Source organism: Maridesulfovibrio spiralis (SeqCode), from assembly GCF_048571135.1.
Classification (GTDB): domain Bacteria; phylum Desulfobacterota; class Desulfovibrionia; order Desulfovibrionales; family Desulfovibrionaceae; genus Maridesulfovibrio; species Maridesulfovibrio spiralis.
The window spans coordinates 3,488,154-3,501,967 of sequence record NZ_CP182344.1 but is presented as its reverse complement, the minus strand read 5'-3'; the positions used below and the strand labels follow the sequence as shown (position 1 = coordinate 3,501,967).

General features: G+C 47.8%; 10 protein-coding genes. 4 read left to right on the top strand and 6 right to left on the bottom strand.

Annotated elements, in window-relative coordinates; all coding sequences use genetic code 11:
• Positions 1-8: 8 nt before the first annotated feature.
• The 5 genes from ACNI29_RS15655 to ACNI29_RS15635 all read right to left on the bottom strand — a co-directional run bounded on the left by ACNI29_RS15655 (position 9) and on the right by ACNI29_RS15635 (position 9,457).
• Positions 9-2,126: a peptidase domain-containing ABC transporter gene (locus tag ACNI29_RS15655; protein ID WP_419779307.1), complete on the bottom strand. Its 2,118-nt coding sequence runs from the start codon at positions 2,124-2,126 to the stop codon at positions 9-11.
• Complete coding sequence (locus tag ACNI29_RS15650) at positions 2,119-2,631, bottom strand: bacteriohemerythrin (protein ID WP_419779306.1); 513 nt, start codon at positions 2,629-2,631, stop codon at positions 2,119-2,121. The genes ACNI29_RS15655 and ACNI29_RS15650 overlap by 8 nt, the downstream gene beginning before the upstream one ends.
• The gene (locus ACNI29_RS15645; protein ID WP_419779305.1) at positions 2,631-4,313 is read right to left on the bottom strand and encodes a peptidase domain-containing ABC transporter; all 1,683 of its coding nucleotides are present in this window, start codon (positions 4,311-4,313) and stop codon (positions 2,631-2,633) included. The genes ACNI29_RS15650 and ACNI29_RS15645 overlap by 1 nt, the downstream gene beginning before the upstream one ends.
• Before the next feature lie 47 nt (positions 4,314-4,360).
• On the bottom strand, positions 4,361-7,471 hold the full coding sequence (locus ACNI29_RS15640; RefSeq protein WP_419779304.1) for a hypothetical protein: 3,111 nt from the start codon (positions 7,469-7,471) through the stop codon (positions 4,361-4,363).
• A gap of 156 nt (positions 7,472-7,627) precedes the next feature.
• Complete coding sequence (locus ACNI29_RS15635) at positions 7,628-9,457, bottom strand: SLC13 family permease (protein WP_419779303.1); 1,830 nt, start codon at positions 9,455-9,457, stop codon at positions 7,628-7,630.
• 209 nt (positions 9,458-9,666) lie between these two features.
• Here ACNI29_RS15635 and ACNI29_RS15630 point away from each other — a divergent pair, with 209 nt between their 5' ends.
• The 4 genes from ACNI29_RS15630 to ACNI29_RS15615 all read left to right on the top strand — a co-directional run bounded on the left by ACNI29_RS15630 (position 9,667) and on the right by ACNI29_RS15615 (position 11,928).
• Positions 9,667-10,092 carry a hypothetical protein gene (locus ACNI29_RS15630; RefSeq protein ID WP_419779302.1) on the top strand — a complete coding sequence of 142 codons (426 nt, stop codon included), beginning with the start codon at positions 9,667-9,669 and terminating at the stop codon, positions 10,090-10,092.
• Between the two features lie 104 nt (positions 10,093-10,196).
• A complete protein-coding gene (locus tag ACNI29_RS15625) occupies positions 10,197-10,757 on the top strand; it encodes a BON domain-containing protein (RefSeq protein ID WP_419779301.1) in 561 nt (186 codons plus the stop codon).
• Positions 10,758-10,866: 109 nt separating this feature from the next.
• Positions 10,867-11,040 (top strand): hypothetical protein, encoded by a 174-nt coding sequence (locus tag ACNI29_RS15620; protein WP_419779300.1) that lies wholly within the window; start codon positions 10,867-10,869, stop codon positions 11,038-11,040.
• Between the two features lie 267 nt (positions 11,041-11,307).
• On the top strand, positions 11,308-11,928 hold the full coding sequence (locus ACNI29_RS15615) for a trimeric intracellular cation channel family protein (RefSeq protein ID WP_419779299.1): 621 nt from the start codon (positions 11,308-11,310) through the stop codon (positions 11,926-11,928).
• A gap of 95 nt (positions 11,929-12,023) precedes the next feature.
• Here the strand turns inward: ACNI29_RS15615 and ACNI29_RS15610 are convergent, their stop codons facing one another.
• A complete protein-coding gene (locus ACNI29_RS15610; protein ID WP_419779298.1) occupies positions 12,024-13,781 on the bottom strand; it encodes an AMP-binding protein in 1,758 nt (585 codons plus the stop codon).
• Positions 13,782-13,814 lie beyond the last annotated feature (33 nt).

The following is a 13,814-nucleotide window of genomic DNA, read 5'->3' as shown; positions in this document are numbered from 1 at the left end:
AAGTTGGATCAGAACAAGCAGGATTTGTATTCTTCAGGAAGGTTGGACATAATTTCTTCAGTAGGACCGAATAGTTTTACCCTGCCCTTTTCCATCCAGAGAACCTTGTCTGCTGCCTGCAAGTATTCGCATTGGTTGGTCACCACGATTACAGTGCTCTTTTTCCGTTTGGACTTTAACAGATTCAGGAAAGTCTCCCTTTCCCGGGCCGTGGGCCGTTCCTGAACTTCATCCAGAAGCAGCAAGGGCGCAGACTTGAGCAAGGCACGGCTTAAATTAAGCTTGCGTAAAAATTTGCTCGACAGCTGCTTCATATTGTAATCCCCAATCCTCGTTTCAAAACCAGATGGCAGGTCCTCAACCTCTTCAAGAATCCCCGCTTCCATACAGGCTGTTCGGAGCTGGGAATCAGTAGCAACCGGGTTGGCCAGCCTCAGGTTCTGGGCAATTGTTCCGTAAAAGAACTGGGGTTCCTGCGGACAGTATCCCACTGTCCGGCGAAGCTGAAGCGGGTCCATCTGCCGGAGACTGGTATTGTTGAGTGCGATGCGCCCTGCCTGCGGACGGTAAAGCCCCATTAAAAGTTTAAGGATAGTGGATTTACCTGCACCGTCATGGCCTGTAACAGCCAAGGATTCACCATGCTTTATTTCGAAACTGACACCGAGCAAAGCCGGATGTGCATCGCTTGAATACCTGATCGAAACCTGCGAAAATTTTACATCGCCCCTGATTTTACGGTTGAAGGTGAGCAAAGATTCACTATGCTGCTCAATATCCAAGTCCATGAGCCTGTCGACCTGCTTCACACTCTTATTAATCCGCTCCACCTGTAACATTACCACAAAAGCGGAACGCAGGGGGGCGAGTATCCGCCAGACCAGAATCATGGATGCCACCAATCCCCCCATGGTCATATTGCCGGCAAGCACTCCGTTCACAGACACAGCCATCGTCATGACCCCGGCGGCCATAATCAGGGTATTGGTAAAAACATTAATCTGCGAGGCCAGCTGTGATGCACCGTATGTCTCAGCTGCACACTCTGCCGAAAGCTGGCGGTATCGCTTTTCCCAGACTCCGGCAGTACTGGTCAGCTTGATGGCTCTTATTTTGGTCAGGATTTCCATGACCAACTCCTGCCGCGCAGCTCCGCTCTTAGCCACCCGGGCATTAGCCCTTTTAACCAGCGGCATGTAAACAGCAGCTAAAACAGCAAATCCGGCAATCGCGACCAGCGGGACAAAAACTACATTTCCCCCAAGCACCCACATCGCCAGCAGAAGCAGCAAAATGAACGGCATTTCAAGCAAGGAAGTAAAAGCCTGACCGGAAAAGAAATCCCTTACAGAATCAAAATCCTTTATGCGAGCAGCCTGTGAACCGATTGAGGCTGATTCAGTATATGCGGGCGGCAGATATAAAATCCTTCTGAAAACTTCATTACCGACAATATTCCCAAGTCTGGCCCCGATAAAACTCATCATGCCTGAACGGATAATTCTTAGCCCGAAATCACTGAGGATAAAAACCATGACCCCGATAACAATGTAAGCCAGATTTTTATTGTTATCGAAAAAGGGCATCTGGTCATAAATGGTCATGATGAAAAGAGGCATGATCAGAGTCAGGACGCTTAAAAGGAATGAAATCAACAAACCATGCTGCATCGTTCTCCGGAAACGGTCCATTACTTTGCCGAACCATCTGTCCTGCTTCCGGTGTAACGAATGCCCCCTTTCGTCCACCTGATCGAAGAAAAATGCTGCTCCGATACGGGAATCAGGCTCCAGTTCCTGATATTTTGCTGCCGCACCGTCAAAAACTAATAAATTTTTCCCGTCACCTTTAATCAGCACCATGCCCTGACCATTATTGTCGATAAAAAGACAAGGCATGGTTCTTTGATCAATACTGGAAAGTTTTACGGAAATAGACCTGCTGGCGAATTTCAGGTTGGCCATTACATTGAGCAGGTCGGAAAGGTCTATATTGTCATAAAAATGCGGCATGGCTTCATATAAATGAACATCACTTCCACGCCAGCCCAAGGCATCAAGGAGAGCGGGAATACATGCGGCAAGCCCACTGGAATTACCTAACGAAGATGACCACGGATTATCCATCTTCACCCCCATTACCGTTGCCATTCCTGAGAACAAAGGTTTGATAGTCAATTCCGTTGATATGGTTTACCCACCAATCAAGGATAGACAGCTTCAAACCGCTGACGATATGCACCCTCCCCCGCTTGAATTCATCATAATAACCGGTGATCATTTTCATGAAAATATCGTGCTGAGCCAGATGGGCTTCCATGAGCGGGCTTTCTATTTCTTTCATTATTTCAAGCTCATGAAAGAAATGCATTTCTGCATAATTCAATAAGGTTTGAAAAATTTCATCCCCTTTATCCAAATCCTTGAAAGAAGCATCACGGTCGTTAAGTGCACGGATAAGCAGATTGATATCAAGGACATACTTGGTGAAAAGCATGTGTTCTTCATCAATAATATTGATACCGATGAGCCCTATTATCCCGGAAACATCTTCCCATGAGCGGGCCGACTGGAGCACCCAGCGTTTCCAGGCCATTTCCCACTGAGCAGGAGTTTCAACAGCTGCAACCATTATGATTTCTCCTGTCTGAGCTTACCGTCTACAATGGAATGAACAGAATCCGCCATCGCATGCATTGCCGGACTGGAAGTAGCCATTACGATAGTGCAATTACCTTTAAGTTTGCCCATCAGCCAGAAAAAGAGCTTTTCGCTATCCTGATCCATGGATTCATTAACCCTATCCAGGAGCAGGATACGGGGACGGACCGTCAAAGCCCTTGCTAGACAGATCCTTTGGATCACACCTGTAGGCAGGAATTCATAGAGCCTGTTTCCGACTTTGGTTTCATAACCGAGAGGAAGCTCTGAAAGAACTGAATCCAGCTGCAACAGCGAAGCGGCATCGAGGGCTACCTGCCTGTTGGCCGGATTAAAAAGAGTCAGGTTTTCGTAAATGGTCCCGTTGAACAAAGTCCCCTGCTGCGGAATGAATTCCATCCTGCCCTGATAATCAGAATGGCAAAACTCACTCAAATCATTACCGTCAATAAAAACCTGCCCGTTGTCCGGCTGATTCAGCCCGTAAATAAGATTTAGCAACAAAGTCGGCAGTCTTTCGCTATCGGTATTTATGCAGACCATCTTCCCATCTTCGACCAGCAGATTCAGCCCTTCAAAAACTTTTTCATCGCTTCCGTCAGGCGTATAGGAAATATTATTCAAAACGATACGCCCTTGTATTTCTTCAGGCAGACAAGGTGCATCCCGATTTGATTCCTCGCGTAAATTAACAATATCTGAAATCTGCCCCTTAGCTATTTCAATGTCTGCATGGCGAACCCAGAATGACGCCAAAGACCGGAAAGGCTGGAAAAAACGCCCGCTGAGAAGGGTGCATCCGGCAAGGCTACCAAGGGTTATCTGCCCGGAAATAGCCAGCGTTCCCCCGATGAACAGAACTCCAAATAAATTCAGCTGTGAAAAAAAGTTACCGATACTGACCGGAAGATTGCCTATAAAAATGACATCATAATCATGCTGAGCCGCTTCCGATTCAAGCCGTTCATGCCGCCGGAGCATGGACTCTTCCAAGGTCAAAGATTTAACTGCGTGAATTCCGCTAAGGACTTCCACTAAAAAGTTGTATCGCCGGTCAGCCTGATTCCTCTGCTTCTGTCTGTTCCGGCTATAGCTGCTGCGGATGAAAGCGGTAATACAAAGAAAAACCAAGGCAACACCACCAAGAAAAGCCGCCACCTGCCAGCCGCCGAGAAACCCGGCAACAGCAAGAAACAAAAAGGCGAACGGCAGATCCAGCATGAGCTGAAAAGCCTGTCCTGCGTAAAAAGACCTTAGGGTATTAACTGCGCGCAAGCGGTCAAGATGGACACCGGCTCCATCCTTTTCAAAATCTTCAAGAACACAATTCACCCACCGCCCAACACAGGAATCACCGATGTCATGCTCAAAACGGGCCGACATCCAATTAGTGATTGTCGTGCGGCACAAACGCAAAGCGGTTTCCATCAACAGAGCAACCATAAAACCGGCAACCAGCCAGATAAGCGTGGAGGTTGCCCTGGTAGGGACAATACGGTCATAGACCTGCATCAACACCACCGGCAATGCCAAACCCAAAACATTGATACCGATAGAGGCCAGCAGGAGATCAAACGAGCTGCGCATGAAAACAGGCAGGGCTATCAGGTCACTGAAAAATCCCCGATGTTTTTTGAAGTATGATATATCCATAATGTATCCCAGTTTCGCTTAGAACCTTTCAGCTACAGCATCCAACTCTACCAATCTGACTGATCAGAGAAATCCTCCGCCTCATTTTCAAAAGCATCCAGATTATCTGACCCCTCAAAGGAATCATCGTCGTCATTTCCCTTGTTGCCACGTCCCTTACCTTGACCTTTGTCAGCATCAGATTCTACTTCATCGGTCCAACCATTACCAAAATCGTCGCCGCCTGTCCCGCTGTCGGATTCATTTTCTTCTGTTATTTCAGTCCAACTGGTGCTGGAATTGCTATCATCGCTATCCATTATGAAGAAATCCATTTCCAGAGCATCATCTTCCCCTTCCCCGGCTCCTTCGACGCGCTCATCATAATGCGGCTGGTCTTCAGTTACACCCGGAGGCGCATCATCAAGGCCGTTGCCAAGACCCATGTTGCCCTTGGGGCCGCCCTTATCTGAGCCATCCTCTGAAGAGTCTTCTGCGTCAGCTGCGACTTCTGATTCCTGATCACCAGCCTTACCTTGATCTGGGCCACCATCAACTCGACCCCACTGATTACCCTGACCGCCAGAGCCCTTGCCAGATGCATCCGAATCATCTGGAACAACTTCCTCTGCTTCTTCGGCTACGTCAGCTGCAACATCAGACTCTTGGTCCCCGGCTCCTTCGACGCGCTCATCATAATGCGGCTGGTCTTCAGTTACACCCGGAGGCGCATCATCAAGGCCGTTGCCAAGACCCATGTTACCCTTGGGGCCACCCTTATCTGAGCCATCCGCTGAAGAGTCTTCTGCGTCAGCTGCGATCTCTGATTCCTGATCCCCGGCCTTACCTTGATCTGGGCCACCATCAACTCGACCCCACTGATTACCCTGACCGCCAGAGCCCTTGCCAGATGCATCCGAATCATCTGGAACAACTTCCTCTTCTTCCTCAACTGCTGGAGATTCGTCTGCTTCTTCAGCTGCGGGAGGTTGTTCTGCTACTGGCTCGTCAGCTGCTTCTGAATCTTCAGGCTCAGCAGGAGCTTCCGGCTCAACGGGGATTTCGTCTGCTTCCTCGGCTACGGGAGGTTGTTCAGCAACGGGCTCGGCAGATGCTTCTGAATCTTCAAGTTCAGCAGGAGCTTCCGGCTCAACGGGGGTTTCCCCTGCTTCTTCAACGACTGAAGCTTTGTCTGCTCCTTCGACTACGGGAGGTTGTTCAGCTACGGGTTCGTCAGATGCTTCTGAATCTTCAGGTTCGGCAGGAGCTTCCGGCTCAACGGGGGTTTCCCCTGCTTCCTCAACTGCGGGAGCTTCTTCAGCAACAGGCTCTTCCGGTGCTTCTGATTCTTCAGGCTCAGCGGGAGATTCTACAGCTTCCGCAGCCGCGGGAGTCTCGGCTGCTTCTTCTGTTGCGGGAGGTTGTTCAGCAACAGGCTCTTCCGGTGCTTCTGATTCTTCAGGTTCAGCGGGAGATTCCGGCTCAACAGGGGGTTCGTCTGCTTCCTCGACTACGGGAGGTTGTTCAGCAACGGGCTCTTCCGGTGCTTCTGCTTCTTCAGGCTCGGCAGGTGATTCGACTGCCTCTTCAACGACTGGAGATTCGGCAACTTCTTCAGCTGCGGGAGGTTGTTCAGCAACTGGCTCGGCAGATGCTTCTGAATCTTCAGGCTCAGCAGGAGCTTCCGGCTCAACAGGAGATTCGACTGCTTCTTCAACGACTGGAGATTCGGCAACTTCTTCAGCTGCGGGAGGTTGTTCAGCTACTGGCTCGTCAGATGCTTCTGAATCTTCAGGTTCGGCAGGAGCTTCCGGCTCAACGGGGGTTTCCCCTGCTTCCTCAACTGCGGGAGCTTCTTCAGCAACAGGCTCTTCCGGTGCTTCTGATTCTTCAGGCTCAGCGGGAGATTCTACAGCTTCCGCAGCCGCGGGAGTCTCGGCTGCTTCTTCTGTTGCGGGAGGTTGTTCAGCAACAGGCTCTTCCGGTGCTTCTGATTCTTCAGGTTCAGCGGGAGATTCCGGCTCAACAGGGGGTTCGTCTGCTTCCTCGACTACGGGAGGTTGTTCAGCAACGGGCTCTTCCGGTGCTTCTGCTTCTTCAGGCTCGGCAGGTGATTCGACTGCCTCTTCAACGACTGGAGATTCGGCAACTTCTTCAGCTGCGGGAGGTTGTTCTGCTACTGGCTCGTCAGCTGCTTCTGAATCTTCAGGTTCAGCAGGAGCTTCCGGCTCAACGGGAGTTTCGTCTGCTTCCTCGGCTACGGGAGGTTGTTCAGCAACGGACTCTTCCGGTGCTTCTGCTTCTTCAGGCTCGGCAGGTGATTCGACTGCTTCTTCAACGACTGGAGATTCGGCAACTTCTTCAGCTGCGGGAGGTTGTTCAACTACTGGCTCGTCAGATGCTTCTGAATCGTCCGGCTCAGCAGGAGCTTCCGGCTCAACAGGAGATTCGGCTGCTTCTTCAACGACTGGAGATTCGGCAACTTCTTCAGTTGCGGGAGGTTGTTCAGCTACTGGCTCGTCAGATACTTCCGATTCTTCAGGCTCAGCGGGAGATTCTACTGCCTCCTCAGCCGCGGGAGTCTCGGCTGCTTCTGGTTCTTCAGGCTCGGCGGGAGCTTCAGGCTCAACAGGAGATTCGGCAACTTCTTCAGCTGCGGGAGGTTGTTCAGCAACGGGTTCGTCAGATGCTTCTGAATCTTCAGGCTCAGCAGGAGCTTCAGGTTCATCAGAAGAATCAACAAGACTATCTACTGCCTGATGCTCAGAAGAACCATCATCTACTGTAGACGAATCACCATCAACAAGTTCCTCTACAAAGGCTGGTCCAGTTACAGATTCTGTAACATCTCCTGCTACAGAAGTTTCTGAAACGCCCTCTGCAACAGGAAGCTCTTCTTCGGGCAGAACTTCCGACGCAAAACCATCAGTAGAAGATTCAGCGGACCTATCTGTTGCCGAAGAATCAGTCTCATTGAACTCTGCGGCCTCGGCATCCCCTTCCAGAGAACTACCATGAATTATTGTGCCTGCGAGATCAGACTGTTCCGGTGTTACATTATCAACACTTTGAACCTTGGCATACTCCTCAGCTGAAAGCTCCGCATTATCTGCTTCCTGCAAAACAGTGAGTTCATCAAGATCTTGCTGCTCTTGTTCTGTCTTCCTATTTTCTGCCATGATGCTCCCCCGAAATAAAAAATTCAGCCCTTACTGATAATATATATCTAAATCACCAAAAGTCCCAATATTTAATCCATATTATTCTCTACCGCTCCATTATCGAACAAATAAACACAAGCATTGTCTATATAATTTGAAGGAATTCAAGTCTTGTTAGAGATATAGAACAGGCAACACAACAGAGAGAGTAATCCACATGATGACAACCAGCGGAGTCCCTACTTTTAGAAAATCCGAGAATGAATACTCACCGGCGTTCATGACCAATAAGTTGGTTTTATATGCCATTGGAGTCGCAAAACTCATGTTGGCCCCGAACAGAACCGCCAGCACAAAAGGTTCAGGATCAAGATTCAATTGCCGAGCAATGGAAAAAGCAATGGGTGTTCCGATTACGGCTGTCGCATTATTGGAAATGATGTTGGTGAAGATAGCCATTAGCAACATGAGCCCACTGATAATTACGGCAGCAGGAGCATCACCGCTCAAGGCTACAAACAATTTACCCAGAAAATCAGCTCCCCCGGTAATCAACATGGCCTTACCCAGAGCCAGACTTGTCACCACTATTAAAACAACCTGCGCGTTCAAGGCCCGCGTAGCATCCCGCCATGTGATACATCCGGTCAGGATCATCAGCAGTGCTCCGCACGGTGCGCTGATAGCAATCGGCAATATGCCGAAAGCAGCAGTCAGGATTATACCGAGCATGATACCCATGGCCTGACGGACCTTTTGAGAATAAGGAAGATCCATTGTTGAATCGAGAACCAGCACCTTGGTATTCTTCTTAAGTTCCGTAATTTTTTCTCTCGGTCCCTGAACAAGAAGAATATCTCCTTGCTGCAATTTTATGTCGCTTATCTTATCCAGATAGCGTTTAAGTTTTTTACCGGAACGGTGAATTGCAAGCGTTGTCATACCGGTGCGTTCTGCAAAATGGTACTTTTTCAAAGTCGTACCTTTAAGCGGTGAACCTTGGTAAATTACAATCTCTGCGATTTGTTGGTCAGACGCTTCAAGTCCTTCCTCAGAATCAATAGGAACAGTTGATCCCACAGGGAAAAGAGTTCCCTGCAAGACCTTTTCAAATTCTTTAAGCTGGTCCGGGGTATCGTTTATCACAAGATGATCACCTGTTTGCAGAATAACTCCCGGATGCAGATAAATAGGCTTCCCTTCGCCACGTTCAATGGAAGAAACGGTCATGGCATTATCGGTCAACTCAAGAGCCATTGAAAGAGGGTTGCCAACCAAAGGGCTATCCTCGGTAATTTCCAGATGGGCGGTGAAAATTCGAGGGGACCTGTCCGCCAGAGTAATTTCAATTTTCGGGATTAAGCGCGGGGCTATCTGCCAAAGATATAAAATACTGATGCTGCCGACTATTGCTGCCGGCAAAACGAAATCGAACATTTCCAAACGCTTGAAACCCATATCTGATGCAACCGTGACAACCAGCAGGTTTGTTGATGTCCCGATGGTTGTAGCAGTCCCCCCGACCAACGTGGAAAAACCCATTGGCATCAGAACCGATGAAGCAGGAGAACCGGTTCGTAATGATACACTGATGAGTACAGGCAGCAGCAGCACCACAACGGGAACATTATTTATGAAGGCACTGATAAATGCCCCCAGCAACAAGGTCAGCAAAAATGATAGAGAAGGGCTTTTCTTCCATAAACGTGCCAGAAGACGTCCCATCGGGTCCAGCGATCCAGTTCGAAGGACACCCTGCCCGGCAATCATCAGCGCGCAAACGGCTATCAAGGCTTCGTTACCGAAGCCGTAAAAAAATTCTACGGAATGAAATGTTTCCCCGCCTGATTGATATGGGAAAAGTTCAAATCCAACCGCCAGAGTCAAAAGAACAAGCAGGCTGGAAGTCTCAAGCGGAATCTTTTTCTGACTGAACAATATCAACGCAACAGCCGTCAGAATAAGTACTGCAAGAGCATGAAGATTCGGAATCGGGGGTATCATATTATTCTCCAATAACATTATAAGCATTTGGGATTTAATTTATATTACTGCAAAACAAGTTCCGTGAACAGAGACTTATGACCTTATGCACCGGAAAAGAAACAACGCCTTACCTCAGAATCAATCATAATAATTTCCAAATTAATTGACGCAAACTATCACACTTCATATAGTCTAAAATAGGAAACTATGTATTTAAGGAGAATCAAATGACAAAAAAAATTTCACGACGCCAACTGCTTAAAGGTTTAACAATGTGCTCTATCGCATTGGGTTGCCCTTTAATTGGATTTGCTGCTCATGCAAAGAATGATAAAAGCGAAAAAGAAATACTAAAAAAGAACAATGAAGAGGAACGCGAACGAAGGAAAGAGGAAGGAGAGCGCGAAAGGGAAATAGCCAAGGACGAACGTGAACGTAAAAAGGATCAAGGGGAAGAGGAACGTGAACGGGATCGTCAGGAACGGGAAATAAACAAGAAGCAGGCCGCAGAAGAGCGCAAACGCAAAAAAGAAGAACGTAAAAGCACCAAAAAAGATCGCAAAAAACAAAAAGAGATAGACCGTGAGCGCAAAAAAAATGAACGCGATAAAGAAAAAGAGGCCCGCAAAAAGAACAAAGGAAAGAAAAAATAGCCCATCCCGTCCAAGACTGTTTAACAAAAGTTTGTATCTCTCCTAATAATCAAACTAAAGCCTGACAGAGTATCATGCATTCAAATAACCAAACCGGAGGAAGCATGTACAGATTGATTAGCAGAATATTATTGATCACTATTTTGGCTATTATGACTGCCGGTTGCGGAACCATATACAAAGCTGCCATGGACGAAAGAAGCCTGAGTCAGCAAACAGCAGACGCCTCGATCTCCGCAGCAATAATGAGTGCTTATCTTGACGATGACGATGTCTCGGTTCTGGGCATTGAGCCGTATACTTTCGCAGGAGATGTTTACCTTGTCGGCGAGTATGAGAACACAAAACAGAAAAACAAGGCAGTTTCCATCGCTAGAAACACTGATGGCGTAAAGAATGTAACCACCTACTTTCTACCCAAAAAGGTGGACCCAGCCTGCGAGACCTCCGACAATCTGGGTATTCTTGCCAGCGTAAAGAAAAAATTGATCAGCGACGGAGACATCTGGTCAACCAATGTTGAAGTTAAGGTTGTGCAATGCAAGGTAGTTTTGCTTGGTCTGGTCGGCTCTCAGGAACAGATCAAAAAATCCATTGCCCACACCAAGGCTGTTGAAGGAGTCCGTTCCGTTAAGTCATACCTGCGAGTCTCGCGGGAGCCTTAAAAAATAATCTAAATTCTCAATTAGCTAAGCTATAGCAAAGTTTAGCAACCACTCTTGCAGATCTTTAATGCCAAGGGAAAACCACCATGCAAAAAAAGGAGAAATGAATATGTGGAAAAAACTGATTCTTGTAGCAGGACTTCTCGCAATGCTGATCCCTGCTTATGGGTGCAGCCAGGAAGGCGAAATGGAAAAGGCAGGTAAAAAAATGGATAAAGCAGCCGAAGACGTTTCGGACGCAGCCAGCGAAGCAGCAGAAAAAGCAAAAAAAATCTTCGACTAATCATTTAATTTAATAATAAATCCCCTGCAAAGCTAACTTTGCAGGGGATTTATTATTTTAACGTCAAAACCAATTCCCCTAACCGTATAAAAACAAATTAAAGCCACATCGTAAGAATCATCAATTCAAGTGGGTTAGGCTAGTTATATTGAAAGTGGTATTATGGCTTGATAGTATCATTGGATTTGTTTTTTATTTGTATTTCAGATACTGCGCTATTTTGGTCGATATTGCAGTCTATATCATACTGATAAAGGATAAATTTTCATGATATATTATCTGGGAATGTTAGGAATTATTGCATTTTCCGTAACTGGGGTGATTGCAGCAGGCAAACGGAATATGGATATTTTCAGCATCATATTACTTGGGGTTGTGACCGCGCTTGGCGGGGGGACATTACGAGACATGATTCTCGACGCCCGCCCGGTCTTTTGGATAAACGACCTGACCTATCTATGGGTAGCCGTAATCGCTGCGGCTCTCACATTTTTTAGTGTCCGTCTTGTTTCCCGAATCCTCAAATTGTTTATCTACATCGATACCTTCGGCATGGCTCTTTTTACTATACTGGCTATGGAGAAAGCCCTTAGCCTCGGTAACAATTACACGGTTTCAGTACTGATGGGACTCATAACCGGCATTTCCGGAGGTATGCTGCGGGACATCCTGACAGGCAGAATGCCTTTACTGCTCGGCAGAGAATTTTACGCAACCCCCGCCCTGCTTGGTGCAAGCTTATATGCACTGCTCGACAGCTTTTTCCCGGCATTAAGCAATGCATGGCTCTACGGATTAGCGGCGATAATAACACTCCGTCTTCTCGCAATTCACTACGGTTTATATTATCCGCGTTGGTTGACATATAATTGTGATGATCAGCCATAACACCAAAAAAAAAGGGTTAACCTGAAAACAAGGTTAACCCTCTAAATTTATCATCTATTGCATGTAAAAATTGGCCGGGAGACCTATAATACTTCCTACCGCTTTTGATTCTCATCCATATCTATGTAGAGATAGCGTTTAATCTTTTTGGTAGGCGTTTTTTCAAACGGTTCGACCTGTTCGATCACCTTGGCAAGCCTCGAAAAGCTGGAAACCTTGCCGTTAACGGTTTTCTTGATGGAATCGAGATGATTCTGCACTGCTTCGCGGGCTTTAGATTCAATCATTTTGCCTGTGCCGAGTTTTTCATCGAGGGTGTCATTGTCAAGATGGACACGGGCAACCAGCTTGCCGTCAGCACGGTAAACAAGTGATTCCAACACGAAATCGCATTCGCCGATAATGGATTCGACTTCTTCAGGATAAATATTTTCGCCACTGGGACCGATAATCACGTTTTTCAGACGACCGCGCAGAAAGATATAGCCGTCTTCATCAATGTAACCGAGGTCTCCGGTACGCAGAAAGCCGTCTTCCATAAGCACTTCTTCCGTGACCTTAGGAGCCTTGTAGTACCCCTGCATGACGTTGGGTCCCTTGACCAGAATCTCGCCTTCGCCAGTCTGTGGATCGGGCTTATCAATCTTGATTTCCATGCCCTTGAGAATGCGTCCAGCAGAACGGAAACGGGTTGAGCTGGCGGGGTCTCCGGAACAGAGAGGACTGGTCTCGGTCATGCCGTAGCCCACGGAATAAGGCAGGCCGGCATGAACCAGAAAGTCCTCCACTTCGGGAGCCAGAAACGCGCCGCCGATGGGCATGCAGCGAAGCTGTCCTCCAAAGGCTTCCATGAGTTTTTTACCGGCAACCGCATAAAGCTTTTTACGGGCCGCGCCCAGCTTCATCACATTACGCATGATGCCGGACCCCTTGAGCTTGGGTTGGACGCGGTTCTTGAAAATTTTCTCAATAATCAACGGCACGATTAGCAACAGGGTCGGTTTAACCTTTGCCATTGCCGGAAGCAGGGTTTTGGGCGTGGGCGGTTTGGGAAGATAATGAATTGACGCACCGTGGATAAGCGGCAGGACCATGCCCAGCGTACATTCAAAAGTATGGGCCAGAGGCAGGACCGAAACAAGACGGTCCTCGGTGTTCACGTCAATGATATTGGCACTTGCCATTGCGTTGAACACAATGTTGCGGTGCGTGAGAATGACACCTTTAGAACTTCCCGTAGTGCCGGATGTGTATAGGATAGCAGCAACATCATCAACATCGATTTCCGTTGACGGACGCACATATTCCTTGCCCTTATCCGTATATTTTTCAAGCTCCTTGCTGATTCGTTCCTTGACCTGTTCTTTGACCTGCTCATATGATTTGCGAGCTTGGACCATGCCTTCCTTGAAAGTTTGGCGCAACCCGTCTTCTGTAGAAAGCGAAAAATCATTGATGGTGATAGTGGTGTGGAGATTATCGGATTCGTATTCATCCACTTTGTGCCTCAAACGCTCGGAAACGAAGATGGCCTTGGATTCAGAGTGACGCAGAATATGATGCACAGCACCTTCGTGAAATTCCGTAAGAATCGGAATGGCAACAGCACCCATACAGGTGATGGCAAGATAGGCAGCCCCCCAGTTGGGCATGTTCTCGCTCAGGATGGCAACTTTGTCGCCCTTGGTAATACTGCGGCTGTGAAGCAACAGAGAAATGTCGTCCACCAGTTTTTTGAATTCACGGTAGGTCATGGGCTCTTCACCCACAAAACATACAGCAGGTCGATCAGCATATTTCTCGGCACTCAATGCCAGCGCATTCTTCAGGGTCGGGGTATCTTGCAGGCTCACGGTCCAGTCTCCTTATGTGTAAATTGACTCGCC

Excerpts from the sequence above, each read along its gene's own strand:
- ACNI29_RS15655 (WP_419779307.1), bottom strand. The coding sequence starts at position 2,126 with ATGGATAATCCGTGGTCATCTTCGTTAGGTAATTCCAGTGGGCTTGCC.
- ACNI29_RS15650 (WP_419779306.1), bottom strand. The coding sequence starts at position 2,631 with ATGGTTGCAGCTGTTGAAACTCCTGCTCAGTGGGAAATGGCCTGGAAA.
- ACNI29_RS15645 (WP_419779305.1), bottom strand. The coding sequence starts at position 4,313 with ATGGATATATCATACTTCAAAAAACATCGGGGATTTTTCAGTGACCTG.
- ACNI29_RS15640 (WP_419779304.1), bottom strand. The coding sequence starts at position 7,471 with ATGGCAGAAAATAGGAAGACAGAACAAGAGCAGCAAGATCTTGATGAA.
- ACNI29_RS15635 (WP_419779303.1), bottom strand. The coding sequence starts at position 9,457 with ATGATACCCCCGATTCCGAATCTTCATGCTCTTGCAGTACTTATTCTG.
- ACNI29_RS15630 (WP_419779302.1), top strand. The coding sequence starts at position 9,667 with ATGACAAAAAAAATTTCACGACGCCAACTGCTTAAAGGTTTAACAATG.
- ACNI29_RS15625 (WP_419779301.1), top strand. The coding sequence starts at position 10,197 with ATGTACAGATTGATTAGCAGAATATTATTGATCACTATTTTGGCTATT.
- ACNI29_RS15620 (WP_419779300.1), top strand. The coding sequence starts at position 10,867 with ATGTGGAAAAAACTGATTCTTGTAGCAGGACTTCTCGCAATGCTGATC.
- ACNI29_RS15615 (WP_419779299.1), top strand. The coding sequence starts at position 11,308 with ATGATATATTATCTGGGAATGTTAGGAATTATTGCATTTTCCGTAACT.